Source organism: Desulfovibrio sp. JC022 (assembly GCF_010470665.1).
Lineage (GTDB): Bacteria > Desulfobacterota > Desulfovibrionia > Desulfovibrionales > Desulfovibrionaceae > Maridesulfovibrio.
In genome coordinates this window covers 150,305-163,204 of record NZ_VOPZ01000008.1, presented here as the reverse complement: position 1 = coordinate 163,204, position 12,900 = coordinate 150,305, and the positions used below count along the sequence as shown (strand labels likewise).

At 49.6% G+C, this 12,900-nt stretch carries 13 protein-coding genes; 4 read left to right on the top strand and 9 right to left on the bottom strand.

Annotation, left to right across the window (positions count from 1 at the left end; genetic code table 11):
* Positions 1-73 precede the first annotated feature (73 nt).
* From rd to FMS18_RS14960, 5 genes are all read right to left on the bottom strand, one after another.
* A complete protein-coding gene (gene rd, locus FMS18_RS14980) occupies positions 74-232 on the bottom strand; it encodes a rubredoxin (RefSeq protein ID WP_163295485.1) in 159 nt (52 codons plus the stop codon).
* Positions 233-256: 24 nt separating this feature from the next.
* Entirely contained in the window at positions 257-436 is a 180-nt protein-coding gene (locus tag FMS18_RS14975) for a rubredoxin (protein ID WP_163295484.1), read from the bottom strand.
* A 15-nt stretch (positions 437-451) separates the two neighbouring features.
* Positions 452-835, bottom strand: coding sequence for a desulfoferrodoxin (locus FMS18_RS14970; protein ID WP_163295483.1), 384 nt, complete (start codon positions 833-835; stop codon positions 452-454).
* Between the two features lie 30 nt (positions 836-865).
* A complete protein-coding gene (gene rbr, locus FMS18_RS14965) occupies positions 866-1,441 on the bottom strand; it encodes a rubrerythrin (RefSeq protein WP_163295482.1) in 576 nt (191 codons plus the stop codon).
* A gap of 159 nt (positions 1,442-1,600) precedes the next feature.
* Entirely contained in the window at positions 1,601-1,990 is a 390-nt protein-coding gene (locus tag FMS18_RS14960) for a transcriptional repressor (protein ID WP_163295481.1), read from the bottom strand.
* A gap of 205 nt (positions 1,991-2,195) precedes the next feature.
* On the opposite strand from FMS18_RS14960, the gene FMS18_RS14955 reads away from it, so the two are divergent.
* The 3 genes from FMS18_RS14955 to FMS18_RS14945 all read left to right on the top strand — a co-directional run bounded on the left by FMS18_RS14955 (position 2,196) and on the right by FMS18_RS14945 (position 5,647).
* Entirely contained in the window at positions 2,196-3,062 is an 867-nt protein-coding gene (locus tag FMS18_RS14955; RefSeq protein ID WP_163295480.1) for a LytTR family DNA-binding domain-containing protein, read from the top strand.
* 162 nt (positions 3,063-3,224) lie between these two features.
* Positions 3,225-5,093: an acetate--CoA ligase gene (acs, locus tag FMS18_RS14950; RefSeq protein WP_163295479.1), complete on the top strand. Its 1,869-nt coding sequence runs from the start codon at positions 3,225-3,227 to the stop codon at positions 5,091-5,093.
* A gap of 218 nt (positions 5,094-5,311) precedes the next feature.
* Positions 5,312-5,647: a multidrug efflux SMR transporter gene (locus FMS18_RS14945; RefSeq protein ID WP_163295478.1), complete on the top strand. Its 336-nt coding sequence runs from the start codon at positions 5,312-5,314 to the stop codon at positions 5,645-5,647.
* Positions 5,648-5,730: 83 nt separating this feature from the next.
* Here FMS18_RS14945 and FMS18_RS14940 read toward each other — a convergent pair whose 3' ends face one another.
* The 3 genes from FMS18_RS14940 to FMS18_RS14930 are packed head-to-tail and all read right to left on the bottom strand — an operon-like array spanning position 5,731 to position 9,483.
* On the bottom strand, positions 5,731-6,408 hold the full coding sequence (locus tag FMS18_RS14940) for a DUF47 domain-containing protein (protein WP_163295477.1): 678 nt from the start codon (positions 6,406-6,408) through the stop codon (positions 5,731-5,733).
* A 19-nt stretch (positions 6,409-6,427) separates the two neighbouring features.
* A complete protein-coding gene (locus tag FMS18_RS14935; protein ID WP_163295476.1) occupies positions 6,428-7,663 on the bottom strand; it encodes an inorganic phosphate transporter in 1,236 nt (411 codons plus the stop codon).
* 14 nt (positions 7,664-7,677) lie between these two features.
* Positions 7,678-9,483 (bottom strand): ATP-binding protein, encoded by a 1,806-nt coding sequence (locus FMS18_RS14930; protein ID WP_163295475.1) that lies wholly within the window; start codon positions 9,481-9,483, stop codon positions 7,678-7,680.
* 347 nt (positions 9,484-9,830) lie between these two features.
* On the opposite strand from FMS18_RS14930, the gene FMS18_RS14925 reads away from it, so the two are divergent.
* Complete coding sequence (locus tag FMS18_RS14925; RefSeq protein WP_163295474.1) at positions 9,831-10,073, top strand: phage regulatory CII family protein; 243 nt, start codon at positions 9,831-9,833, stop codon at positions 10,071-10,073.
* Here the strand turns inward: FMS18_RS14925 and FMS18_RS14920 are convergent.
* Positions 10,070-12,769 carry a cyclic nucleotide-binding protein gene (locus tag FMS18_RS14920; RefSeq protein WP_163295473.1) on the bottom strand — a complete coding sequence of 900 codons (2,700 nt, stop codon included), beginning with the start codon at positions 12,767-12,769 and terminating at the stop codon, positions 10,070-10,072. The two genes, FMS18_RS14925 and FMS18_RS14920, sit on opposite strands and share 4 nt — an antisense overlap.
* Positions 12,770-12,900 lie beyond the last annotated feature (131 nt).

Here is a 12,900-nt window from a genome sequence, read left to right as displayed (position 1 = left end):
CATGCCCGGCTTTCTGTTGTCATTTTCACATTAAACACATCCGTAAAGAGCGGATGCAGCAAGTGATGCGAGCTTATTCTTCAGGCTCGAAATCATCCTTGCCAGCACCGCAGACCGGGCATTCCCAATCTTCAGGGATGTCTTCGAATTTGGTTCCGGGAGCGATGCCGCCGTCCGGGTCGCCTTCAGCAGGATCGTAAACCCATCCACAAATAGTACATACGTATTTCATGTTCCTATCTCCGTATTAAAAAAGTTAGCCAAGAGGCTTGAAAGCTTTTTTACTTGCGCCGCAGACCGGGCATTTCCAGTCTTCGGGCAGGTCGGCAAAAGCGGTTCCTTTGGGGGTTTTGCTTTTGCGGTCCCCCTTGTCTGGATTGTATATGTACCCGCAATTGCTTACCTGGCACTGGTACATGTCTTTTGGTTCAGCCATATTGACCCGACCTTTCTATGCTTTCCAAAGGCCGTGCAGGTTACAGTATGCGCGGGCAGTAACCGGGCCATCATCGAATTTACAGCCGCAGAATTCAGCTTCAGGTGCTTCACCGGGATTGAGCTGTTTGAAGTAGCGATTGTTGCCGGAAACCAGCTCAATCCATTCGATCCAGTGTTTTTCATCCATGGGGTGGGCTACTTCGCCGACTTTGACTTTGTAGCCGCCATCGATTTTTTCGATGACAGGGACATGTTTTTCTTTAGCAGCATCAACAGTATTTTCTGCCATGAGGACCATGTCAGATCCGCAGCAAGCGAGGTTGCCGGGACCGGCATGGAGAACCATAGTGATATTACCGCAAGCTTCACATTTATAAACTTCGTACAATTCAGCCATTTTAAATCTCCACCGGGTTAAGGTTATCGACTACCAGTTCTCACAGACGACTTGAAAATGTGCCTGAGGATGGTCACATGCGGGGCATTTATGAAGAGCATTGTCCCCTTCGTGAGTGTATCCACAGTTCTGACACTGCCAGATAATAGCGGTGTCTTTTTTAAATACTTTGCCGTCTTCAATGTTCTTGGCGAGGGCAAGATATCTTTTTTCGTGAAATTCTTCGGCTACAGCAATTGCGCGGAAAACAGCGGCAATGGCGGTGAATCCTTCTTCTTCAGCAATTTTGGCGAATTCGGGATACATTTCTTCCCATTCATGTCTTTCTCCGCCTGCTGCTTCTTTGAGGTTTTCTACGGTGGAACCGATTACCCCTGCGGGGAAGGATGCGGTAACTTCCACTTCGCCGCCTTCAAGGAGTTTGAACAGCCTTTTGGCGTGTTCTTTTTCCTGATTTGCGGTTTCTTCGAAAACTTTGGAAATCTGCACAAAACCTTCCTTCTTGGCTTTGGAAGCAAAGTAGGTGTAACGGTTGCGTGCCTGTGACTCGCCTGCAAACGCGGTCAGGATGTTTTTTTCTGTTCTGGAACCTTTGAGTTGGGACATGGATATCTCCTTATTGGACTACTTTTTGAGATAGAATTTAAATAGATTGGCACTGTAGTATTTAACAGTTAATAACGCCGCTGTCAGGGTTTTTTGGCAAAAAAATAACATCTCCATATTTAAGTACGGGTATTAAATGAAGATGTTATTTAAAAAAAATTAATGTACTTTTGTCCGGCACTCCGGGCAATATCCGAAGTACTCAATAGAGCATCCTTTTACATCGTACCCTCTGGCTTCAGTTTCGCTGATTTCAGGGGGGGGGGCTTCGTTCATGACATCGTCAACCTTGCCGCACTGCAAGCACCTGATGTGCGGGTGCGGTTCTGCAGTCCCGTCAAACCTGTTCTTGCCGCTTGTTTCTATTTTGAGGATGACTCCGTTGTCCGCCATCAATTCAAGATTGCGGTAAACAGTTCCAAGGCTGATATTAGGGAGTCTTTTACGTACTCTTTCGTATAACTCATCAGCGGTGGGGTGGCAGGTCAGCCCCTTGAGTTCCTCAAGGATGAGTTCTCTTTGTTTTGATCTTCTTTGTCCTATTTTCATGTGCACCTCTCGCACATAAAGTAGTAATAGTTCTCGTTTGTGTCAACTCTTTTAAGCATGCAAAGATAATTTCTTTGTTGTGCGGCAAATTATCACACTCGAAAGGTATGATAAAGAGATATTGTCATGCCGGAAGACTTGCAGTCAGGCAGATTTCAAGCTATCCCTTGAATAATTGGATTAATTGTAATTCCCGGAGATCCTGTTGCCCAGCCTGAAAACCCTGATTCTTCATCCGGACGCCGAGGTCCGTTCCGCCATCCGTGAGGTTCTCAGCGGGGTAAAGCTGGTGCGTGTCCTTGGTGAAACAGTCAGTGCTGATGAAGCTTTGGAATTGCATAAGGCTGTGGGCTACGGGATTATTTTTCTGGGTTTTGAATTTGCTGAAGGCATGAGCGGTGCCGAGTTGGCGCAGGCTCTCGGAGCCAGCAAGCATAAGCCCGGCCTGATCTTCATTGCCGGAGATGAGACCAAAGCCTACGAAGCCTTTGAGCTTGGGGCAGTTGATTACCTTATCTGGCCTCCGGAAGAAGAGCGCATGCAGAAGACGCTGGAGCGCATTGCCCGATTTAAGAGTCATTTCCGGGAGATTCCCGAACCTTCGGATTGGAAGGAGTCCGGCACCGGAGTGGAGACCGGGGAAGAGACTTTGCAGCTTTCCCTTGGTGAAGATGAGCAGGACAAATTTCTTTCCGCCCTTAAGAATGCATGGGATTTCTCCCAGACCCGTCAGCCGGAGATAGAAAAGCTTCCGGTCAACCAGGACGGGCGCATGATACTTATTCCCTACACTCAGATTATCTTTGTGGAAGCCTACGAAGATTACTCCTACGTACATACCGCCAATCAGAAATTTCTCACTTCCCACAGATTGAAAAATCTTGAGGAGCGGCTGGGGCCGCACCGCTTTTTCAGGGTCCATCGCAAATATCTGGTCAATCTGGAAATGGTCACCGAGATCGCATCCCTGCCGGGTAGTAACTTCATGCTCCGTACTGCCGGGCGTACAAGGATTGAGCTGCCCATCAGCCGCAGGCGGATCAGCAAACTCAAGCAGATTCTGGGGATGTGATCATGACTATGCCGTTTACCGATATACCTGCACCGTTTGCCGAATATGGGCTGCTTTGTCCGCGCCGGGGGCGTACATATAAAATCGGACAACCCGTTCTTGGGGTTAAGCAAGTTTTAAATTTCGAGGTGTCTTTGGCTGGATTAACGAACGGAGGGCGTAGTGGATCATAAGGAAACACTGGACAGCCTGCTGCATGAAGAAAGGGTCTTCCGCCCCTTGCCTCAGATGTTAATTGAGGCCGGGGTTAATCCGCAGGACCTGCGCGCTGCGCGGGAACTGGCGGAGGTCGATCTCTGTTCCTATTGGGAGGAAGCCGCCGAAGAGCTGGACTGGTTCACCAAGTGGGAACAGGTCTGTGATATTTCTGATGCCCCTAATTACCGCTGGTTCAGCGGTGCGCGCTGCAACATCGTCTACAACGCCCTTGACCGTCACATCGAGACTGTCAACAAAAACCGTCTGGCCCTGATCTGGGAAGGCGAACCGGGTGATTCCCGCCAATATACCTATTACGAACTTTACCGGGCAGTGAACCGTTTTGCCAATGGGCTGCGCGGGCTTGGCGTAGGAAAGGGCGACCGGGTTGTTCTGTACATGCCCCAGCTCCCTGAAACCGTCATCGCCATGTTGGCCTGTGCCCGTATCGGGGCTGTCCATTCCATGGTTTTTTCCGGATTCTCAGCCCGGCTTTTGCGTGAGCGGGTTCGGGAGGTCAATCCCCGAGTTGTGGTTACTGTGGATGGTTTTTACCGCAACGGTCAGGTTATCCGCCTCAAGGAGGAAGTTGACCGTGCCCTGCTGGATGACCCTGCGGAAGCTTTAGAGTCTGTAGTTGTGGTTCACCGGGCCAATGTGGATGTGAACATGGATTCCGCCCGCGACTGCTGGTACGAGGATCTCGTGCGTCATGAGCGTCCCCATGCCCCGGCTGAAATCATGGCTGCGGACGATCCCCTGTTCATCCTGCACACTTCTGGCACCACCGGGAAACCCAAGGGGCTGGTCCATTCCCACGGCGGTTACATGGTCGGGGTGCATCGGACTTTCAAATGGGTTTTTGATCTCAAGCCTACAGATATTTTCTGGTGTTCCGCTGATCCGGGCTGGATTACCGGGCATAGTTATCTTGTCTACGGCCCGCTTTTGGCCGGGACCACTACGGTCATGTACGAGGGGCATTCCCTCTATCCGCAGGCCGACCGCCTCTGGAATATCGTCTCCAAGTATGGGGTCACAATTTTCTACACCTCGCCCACCCAAATCAGGACCCTCATGCGTTTCGGGCACCGTTACCCGGAACAGCACGACCTTTCTTCCCTGCGTATTCTCGGCGCGGTGGGTGAACCGTTCAATACCGAAGCATGGCTTTGGCTGTATGAGAATATCGGCAAGAGCCAGTGTCCGGTATTGGATACATGGTGGCAGACCGAGACCGGAATGATCATGATCAGCCCCATGCCTGTATCCGTACTTAAGCCCGGTTCCGTAACCCGGCCCCTGCCCGGTATTGATGCCGATGTGGTGGACGGTGAAGGCAACCCTGTGCCGGATGGAAAGGGCGGGCTGCTGGTTATCAAAAAACCGTGGCCTGCCATGTTCAGCGATGTGATCGGAGATCGTCAGGAGGTTATGGATCATTACTGGAAGCGCATTCCGGGTATGTTCTATGCCGGGGATGTGGCCCGCAAGGATGAAGATGGTTATTTCTGGATTCAGGGCCGTGCCGACGATGTTCTCAATATTTCAGGCCACCGCATCGGAACCGCTGAAGTTGAATGCGCATTGACCAAGCATCCGCAGGTTGCGGAAGCCGTTGTGGTCGGGGTTGTGGACAAAATCAAGGGGCAGGTTGCCAAGGCTTATGTGACCCTCAATCATGGTTTTGTGGAATCCGATGAACTGCACCGGGAATTGAAAGAGCAGGTCCGAAGCGAGCTCGGTCCCATAGTGATCGTGCGTTCTATTGAATTTAGGGACGAGCTGCCCAAGACCTCCAGCGGGAAGATTAAGCGGACTGAATTGTGTTGATGGGGAGACGGGTCTTCGCCGCTTCGTTCGAGAATATTTGTATTGAAACAGCCATTGCGGTTTATATCGCGATGGCTTTTTTATCTCCGCTTGTTTGACTTCGCAAAAATAACACAAGGCTTCCCCTGTGCGGGAAGGTATTGACAAAGCTACGGATTCAGAAGCATGAAGCCTCTATTAAATATCTTGTTTAACCCAGATAGAAATAGGGGATTAAAATGACCGCTGCTTATATATATCTTGTTGTGGCAATTGTATTCGAGGTAATTGCTACCAGTGCTTTGAAGGCGTGTGAGGGCTTTACCAAGGTGGGCCCCAGCAGCATCGTGGTTCTCGGCTATATGGCTTCCTTCTACTTTTTTTCCATTGTCCTCAAGACTATGCCCGTAGGGGTGGCTTATGCCATCTGGTGCGGACTGGGAATCATAATGGTCACACTTGTGGGTGTTTTTCTCTATGGTCAGACTCCGGATTTACCGGCAGTTCTGGGCATGGTGCTTATTATGTCCGGAGTTGGCGTGATTAACTATTTTTCAAAAACCATTGTGCATTAATAGATTCTGCTTTTTCAACGATAAAGCCCCTCTCCGCTGGTTCTGCGGAGAGGGGCTTTTATTTTACTGAATATGAATTGTGCTTATCTGGAAATCATAGCCCGCAGCATGTCGGCGCAGGTTTCAGCCTGATGCGCCATTTCGTTGAGGCAATCTACGAAATGGGTGAGCTGGTAGATATCTTTGAAATCCATATCGGAATTGTAGATACGTTTGGAGAGTTCCTTGCGCAGTTCCATGGAACGTGCGTAGTGCTTACGCACTTTGCGGAATTTGTTCTTGGTGCCTTCACGGTCAATGGATTTTCCGTCGTTCAGGGCAATGGTGGCCTTGAGCGCGGGGCCGAGGCTGGTTGTTGTGTCGTTTACTTCGGAGAGCAGCAGGATAAGGTCTTTCTGGTACTCTGCGGGGATGGCTACTTTGCGGATAGCCAGCCAGTGCAGTGCTTCCTGTGCGTAGTCCAGCACGTTGTCCTGACTGCGGGTGTAGTTGAAGAAAAGAACCTTATCCACGGACATGAACATGGAATGCGGCAGGTGGTTGCGGATGGAGCGCTTGATTTTATCAGCCTGTGCTTCAACGGTATCGATCTGTTCGATCAGTTCGGTGAATTCGCGGCAGGTCTCGTTTCCGGCAACATAGCATTCAACGGAATCGTTGATGATGTGAATACACTCGGCGATTTTATCGTAGTGTTTGACCAGCCCGTCCATGGGGTTCTTGTTTACAATAAGGCCTAAGAAAGGAAGACGAAAGTGCATAATGTTCTCCTTGTTTTATCTAAATGAAAGCCCATTTAAGCAGGCTGAAAATGGTTATACTTGTGAATGCGGCTATGGGAACGGTGAGCACCCAGTAAAGCACGATTCTTCCGAGAATTTTAAAGTTGACTGCTGAGAAGCCTCTTGCGAGTCCTACTCCGACCACCGCACCAACAGCTGCGTGAGTTGATGATACGGGCAGCCCCATATTGGATGCTGTCAATACTGTTGTAGCAGCTCCGAAGTCAACGGCAAAGCCTCTTGTGTTGGTAAGCACGGTAATCTTTTCACCAACAGTTGACATTACCTTGTGCCCAAGAAGGGAAATACCGATGGCAATTCCAAGTCCGCCCATGACCAGAAGGCTGATGGGGACATCTGCCTTGGCAAGCAGAACATGTTCCTTGGATATAAGGTAGATTGCTGCAACAGGGCCGATGGCATTTGCTACATCGTTAGCTCCCTGTGAAAGAGCAACATAACAGGAAGTGCCGACCTGAAGTTTGCGGAATGTGCTTTCTACTGCTTCTGCGCCTTCTTCAGGGTCACCGACCAGCTTGTTAACTGCAAGCCTTCCTGCAAACCATACTGCCCCGGCAATGGCAAAAGCCAAAGCTAATGATCCGAAAAAGGGCAGTTCAAGTCCTTTTCCTACCGGTGTTTTGTATAGAAATGATAGGGATATCAGCAGAACAGTCAATCCCATCCAGATTGGAGCCCATTTTTTGGCCTGATGGATAAAATCCTTTTTAAAGAGGATAGTTTTCCTTATGTGGGTGAAGATGGCAAAGGCGATGGTTGCGGCAAAGAATGGTGAAATAATCCATGACATTACAATGCCAACCATTTTTAGCCAGTTGACCACATCAGGACCACCTGCAACGAGGCCGAAACCGAGAATCGCACCGACAATTGAATGTGTTGAGGAAACTGGCAGTGCCGTCAGGGTTGAAATAAGGACCCAGACCCCCGCAGCCAGCAGGGCCGAGAACATGCCGACCATGATAATTTTGGGGTCGGCAATGGCCGCCGGGTTGATGATACCCTTGCTGACCGTTGCGGTTACATGTGAGCCGAGGAACACCGCACCAGCGAAGTTAAGCGTCCCTGCGATGAATACTGCCTGCCGGATGGTGATGGCTTTCGCGCCCACAGCCGAGGCCATGGAGTTGGCAACGTCGTTTGCGCCAAGGTTGAAGGCCATCATGAACCCTGCAAACAGGGACATGTAAAAAAACAGATCGTAAATATCCATTAGAGATAATCCCCTTATTGTGAATCCTGAGCGGATTCAGAAGCTTGTTCAGCTGTTACCGGGAGTTTCACACAAAATGAAGATCCGGTACCTGTTGTTGCGTCAACCGGGCTTTCCACCCAGATGTCGCCGTTAAAGTTTCGTGCAAGACTGCGGCACAGTGCCAGTCCCAGTCCGGAACTGCCGTGTCCCACAGCGTTTTCATCAAGTTTGAAAAATCTTTCGAAAATACGTTCTTTGTCAGCGGTAGCAATCCCCGGTCCTTCATCTACAACTTTGATTATAGCAAACTCATCATCCGTGTCAGCATGGACTACCACTTCGGTGTTTTCCGGTGCATATTTGATGGCGTTTTCAATCAGGTTGTCGAAAATCTGGACCAGTCCTTCTCCGGTTCCGGTGACATTTATCTGCGGTATTTCATCATTGCTCAGGCTGATGTTCTTCTTTTCCGCGAGAGATTTAAGGTTTGCCATGCTCAGTCCAACGCTTTTTTGCAGATCCGTCGGCTTGGTACGCAATTTTTTCCCTGAATATTCACTGCGGGCAAGGGCGAACATGCCGGTAATTACCTTGGACATATGGTCGGCATTATCGCGAATGGTTCCAAGGAAATTTTTGAGTATTTTTTCGTCTTGCGGAGGAGTGTCGATCAGGGTTTCGGCATAGCCTTTGATGCTGGTCAGAGGGGTGCGCAATTGATGAGAGGCATTGGATACAAAGTCGCGGAGTATTTTTTCTATGCGGCGGACTTCGCTGATGTCGTGGAAAACAAGGATAAGTTTGCGGCGGCTTTTGTAATCATTGTAAGAGCAGATGGTCACATTCATGGACCGTCCATCCGCAAGGTCCACAATCAGGGCATCAGAATCCTTTTCGCTACCGTGCTTGATTATTTTATCAACCGCATCCTGGATTTCATGGCGGGTCAGCACTTCCAGGGGCATTCGGCCTACAAATTCCTGAGTGCCTGGAACCAGCCTGGTCATGGATTTATTAACGGATTCGATTTTTCCTTGCGGGTCGAGGACCATGATGCCTTCGGTCATGTTTTCGAACATGGCGTCAAGCTGGTTGCGCTGGTCTTCAATTATGCGGATATGGCCCTTGATTTTTTTAGCCATGGTGTTGATGGAATTGGCCATCAGTTTGTATTCCCCGCCGGGAATGACCCTGATCCGCTTGCTGTAGTCGCCTTCCCCGATAGCCTGTGCAGTGGCGGAGACTTCCCTCACAGCAGAAGTGGTGCGTTTGCCGATGAAAACCAATAATATTGCTGAACCCACAGCCAGCAAAGCGAGAAGTATTGAAAAGTGAATCATGACCCGGTCCAGCCTTTCCCCGATCACCGAGTAGGGCAGAGCCAGTCGGATGAACCCTCCGTTGTTGCCCATGGATTTAGCAACGTAGAGCATACGTGTTTGCAGGGTTTTGCTGTAGCGGGTGTCTTTCCCGGTTCCGCTGGTTTCGGCAGCAATGACTTCCGGGCGGTTGGAATGGTCGTCCAGTTCGGGCAGCCTGCTGGCTTCAACGTCGGAGTCAGCCAGAACCTTGCCGTTCATGATGTATGTAATGCGGATATCGAGATGGGAGCCGAGTTCGGTGATTTCATTTTGGAATGCGGGAGTGCCGGGATTGACCGGGCTGTGGCTGATTTTCCAGCGCACATAGTTCAGGAGGCGGGAAGTGTTTTGCCTGCTGGAAGCGGTCAGTTCTTTTGAAACCGTTCCATAGTAAAACCAGAAGGTCAGCAGCAGGGCGAAGAGCAGTACAGCCCAACCCCAAAGCAGAATCTTCATGTGTAGTGATGTTTTAGGCAAAAAAAGTCCTCCCTGAGGATTTTCCTGAGCAGAAACAGAGTCCCTTTGTCGTTACAGGGGAGTAACAAGCATGATAATATGGTTAGGTCAAGTTTTGTTACAAAAGTGTGTTTTTGTGTTAACTTTTTGATTTTTAATGAAAAATGTCCGTAAAAAGTGTTCTGTGAAACCGAAAATGATTGTTACAATACAGTGACAATTGGCTTTTGTCAGCAGGGTATTCATGTGATGAGTTGAATCATTACGGTATTTTTGAAACGTTAAGATGGTATGTTGAATGGTGTTTCGTTTTAGTTTATTAGTCCACAAACAGATGTGCAAACTGATAATGAACAAGGTTGAAGGTAATGTCTGCAAAAGTTGAAAAAGCAATACAGGATCTGGTTATGAACGGCCCGGTGCCTCTGGAGGAGTTGGCCGAGCGGCTTGGGAAGACTCCCAAAACATTGGCCCGCGAAGTTAATCCGGATGATAAAAAAGCCAAGCTCGGTGCGGAGACTCTGGTAGAGATCATGCGCATTACCGGAGCAGTAGAACCCTTGCGGCTTATGGCTGAAGAGTTGGATTTTACAATTGAATCATCTGGTTAGCGCGATTGTTCTGCTGTGTTTAGCTGTGTCGGTAAGAGCCAGATGTTGCTTTTGTATTTAAAAATTATGGATAGCCCGGTGTAATTATCATATCCGGTGACAATCTTCCTGTTTTCATTAAGATATATTCCCATCATACCTGCGGAAGAATTACTTTCCGGTCCGGCTGTGCTGTTTGACGTGCCGTTCAGTTTGATAGCGGCTCCTTTGAGCTGTTGCGAAATGTTTTTTGCAGCAAATTTCTCTAATGCGTGCATTCTTTCTTCACCGGAAAGTGATGAGACCAGCTTGCCCATTTCAACAACTTCCCCGGCTTCCGGGTAACTGTCCAGAGCTTCATCGTAAAGATCGTCCGCTTCTTCAACTCTGCCCAGTGCGAGATTCACGCAGGCAAGGTTGTTGAGCAGTCTGCCGTTGTTTCCTTCGTTTAAATCCACAGCAAGGGTATACAGAGATTCCGCTCTTTCAAGTGTTGATGCGGAATTTGTATACAGTCCTGCAACCGCGAGGGCGTCCGCTTTCAGGGCCACAGCCTCCTCCCTGCTTTCGGTATCTGAGAAACTGGATCTCCCGGCCTGTTCCAGAGCTTTGGAAAGCTCTGCGGAAGGAGTAAGGGCCATTTCCCGGATCAGCAGATTAAGTTGCAGGAATCTCGGTTTCAACCCGGCCTTAACAGACATGGGCCGGGATATGAGCTTGCGGGCCTCAGTCCTGTCTGTTGAATTTGTGGAAAAGTAAAGGCTGGCCGCAAGAATTTCCGGCTGGTTGCCTGTCTCGGAATCAAGTCTTAAAGTCTGGCGGAACATGTTATCAAATGCTTCTGCCGTACTCATGGCAGGGTAAGCCAGCCATTCTCCGAGAACGTCAACTCCGGCCTTGATCAATTTTGCCTGTGGGCGGTTGAATCTTTCATACCCTTGGGCATATTCCAGAGTTTTAGGCAGGAGGAATCTGGTGGCTGAAGCTTCTTCGGAATTGCGTCCGTCAATCCTGATGGTCGGGAGTGCTTCGGCGATGATCCGTTCCAGCTTGTAGGCCAGAGCCAGTTCGTAAAAAAAACGGTCTTTGTTTTTCATGTGCTCAGCCCTTTCAAGGTAGGGCCTTACTGAGAGCAGATTCTCTGTCCGCTGGAAAGCGAGGCGTCCGAACCCGGTGAAAGGACGTGCGTCATCCGGTCTTAGCCCGTGCAGTTTGTGGAAAAGAGGTTCTGCAAGATCTGGTCGGTCCAGCAGGATTAGCGCATTCCCTTTTTTCAGTTGTAACTCAAAACTATCCTGACCGGTTATGGAAGTGGCTGTTTCACAGAGCTCAGCTCTGCGGGGCAGGGAACTTATTTGGCGGCGCAGTTCACTCTCCAGATCGGGATTGGCCAGCAGTGGTTTTAGCTGGGCCCCGGCCGCTCCCCCGGATTCAATGTCAAGGTTGCTGTATTGGGCCATGGCTGTTGTCAGGAGCATTTCAGGTGAGACCGGAAGTGATGAAACCGCAATGGCTCCGCTCAGCAGGGGGGCCGCACGGGTGATGTCTTCTGCTTGCAGAGCCTGTTCGCCGAGGGAGTACAGAATCCACGGGACAACCGGGGAGTGAATGCGGTCATGAAAAATACGGGAAGAAAGTATTAATTGCGCTTCCTGCGCCGCTCCGTATGCTTGCGTGATAAACTCAATGCGTTCGAGATTTTTTTCAAGAGTGTGCGGTCCTGTTTCAGTCAGCTCAATGTTCTGTTGCAGCTTTTCAGATATGGTACGGATTGTCTGTGAGTCCAGCATGGAGCAGAGTTTCATCAGGATTATGCACATATCACGGCAGGAAGCATCATAAGTGGAGATGTTGTTTCTGATGCTTGCGGCAACGGCAACCAGCTCTTCTACATCGTCTACGTTGAAGCGGTGATCGTTATTGCGCATTCGGGCCAGAATGCTTTCAGCTCTGTAAGCAAGGTATCCTCCGCAGGTGGCGTTGCTCAGGCCGGGAAAACGTTTTTCAGTAATGGCAGGAAATTCGGGCAGGGTGGTGTCTTGGGGACCCAAAATATTATCCAGAACTGCTTTGCCGGGCCCGGGCATGTTGGCGGGTAGAATTGAGTCCCTTTCCCTGACTGATATTTTTACCTTGCGGCCTTCAGGTCCGGGGGTCAGGTAAATGCGGACTTTTTCAAATAAGCCGCAATTCTCAAGGATAATCCGGGCTGCGATGATTTTTTGCGGTGATGCATCCTCGCCGGGCAGGATCTGGGCCAGTGCCATAACCGCATTGGGGGTCATCCGGGAGTCTCCGCTGACTTCAATGGAAGCTACAGACTGGTTGGAGATGAGTTCGGCTGCGGATTCGGCCAGCTCCCTTGCTGCCGGCTTAGAGCTGGTTCCACCTATCTGTTTGCCTTTGATGAAGACATCAGGTTCAAGATGGAAATTGTCGGTCAGTAATGCTGAAAATGAAGTCCCTTTGTCATCCTTAACCATCAGGCCGGAAAGTTTATATCTCGATTTTGGTGATGATTCAGTGCAGTTAGCACAACTGAGTCCGGCTTCAGTCAGTTGTTGTGTAATAACATTTTTGAATTCCGGGGAGGGCATTCCTGAAGGGGTCAGGAAATCACCAATCGATATGAGCGATGGAGATGCGTTTACTGTTGCAGGCAGCAGGGAAATGGTGATTGCTAAAAAAAGAAGTCTTATGGAAATTGAAAAACGCATCTAAGCCTCTTGGTATACAGAATAGGTTATGTCTAATTCAGTAACTCATCATGCCCATTTAATCCAGCCCCGCATATTTCGACTTGCCGGAAGAACTCTGGTACTAGGTGTCTTTCCGCGAAACAAAAACA

Coding starts and splice junctions, on each gene's coding strand:
- FMS18_RS14920 (WP_163295473.1), bottom strand. CDS start 12,769: ATGCGTTTTTCAATTTCCATAAGACTTCTTTTTTTAGCAATCACCATT.
- FMS18_RS14960 (WP_163295481.1), bottom strand. CDS start 1,990: ATGAAAATAGGACAAAGAAGATCAAAACAAAGAGAACTCATCCTTGAG.
- FMS18_RS14940 (WP_163295477.1), bottom strand. CDS start 6,408: ATGCACTTTCGTCTTCCTTTCTTAGGCCTTATTGTAAACAAGAACCCC.
- FMS18_RS14935 (WP_163295476.1), bottom strand. CDS start 7,663: ATGGATATTTACGATCTGTTTTTTTACATGTCCCTGTTTGCAGGGTTC.
- rbr (WP_163295482.1), bottom strand. CDS start 1,441: ATGTCCCAACTCAAAGGTTCCAGAACAGAAAAAAACATCCTGACCGCG.
- FMS18_RS14975 (WP_163295484.1), bottom strand. CDS start 436: ATGGCTGAACCAAAAGACATGTACCAGTGCCAGGTAAGCAATTGCGGG.
- rd (WP_163295485.1), bottom strand. CDS start 232: ATGAAATACGTATGTACTATTTGTGGATGGGTTTACGATCCTGCTGAA.
- FMS18_RS14945 (WP_163295478.1), top strand. CDS start 5,312: ATGACCGCTGCTTATATATATCTTGTTGTGGCAATTGTATTCGAGGTA.
- FMS18_RS14925 (WP_163295474.1), top strand. CDS start 9,831: ATGTCTGCAAAAGTTGAAAAAGCAATACAGGATCTGGTTATGAACGGC.
- FMS18_RS14970 (WP_163295483.1), bottom strand. CDS start 835: ATGGCTGAATTGTACGAAGTTTATAAATGTGAAGCTTGCGGTAATATC.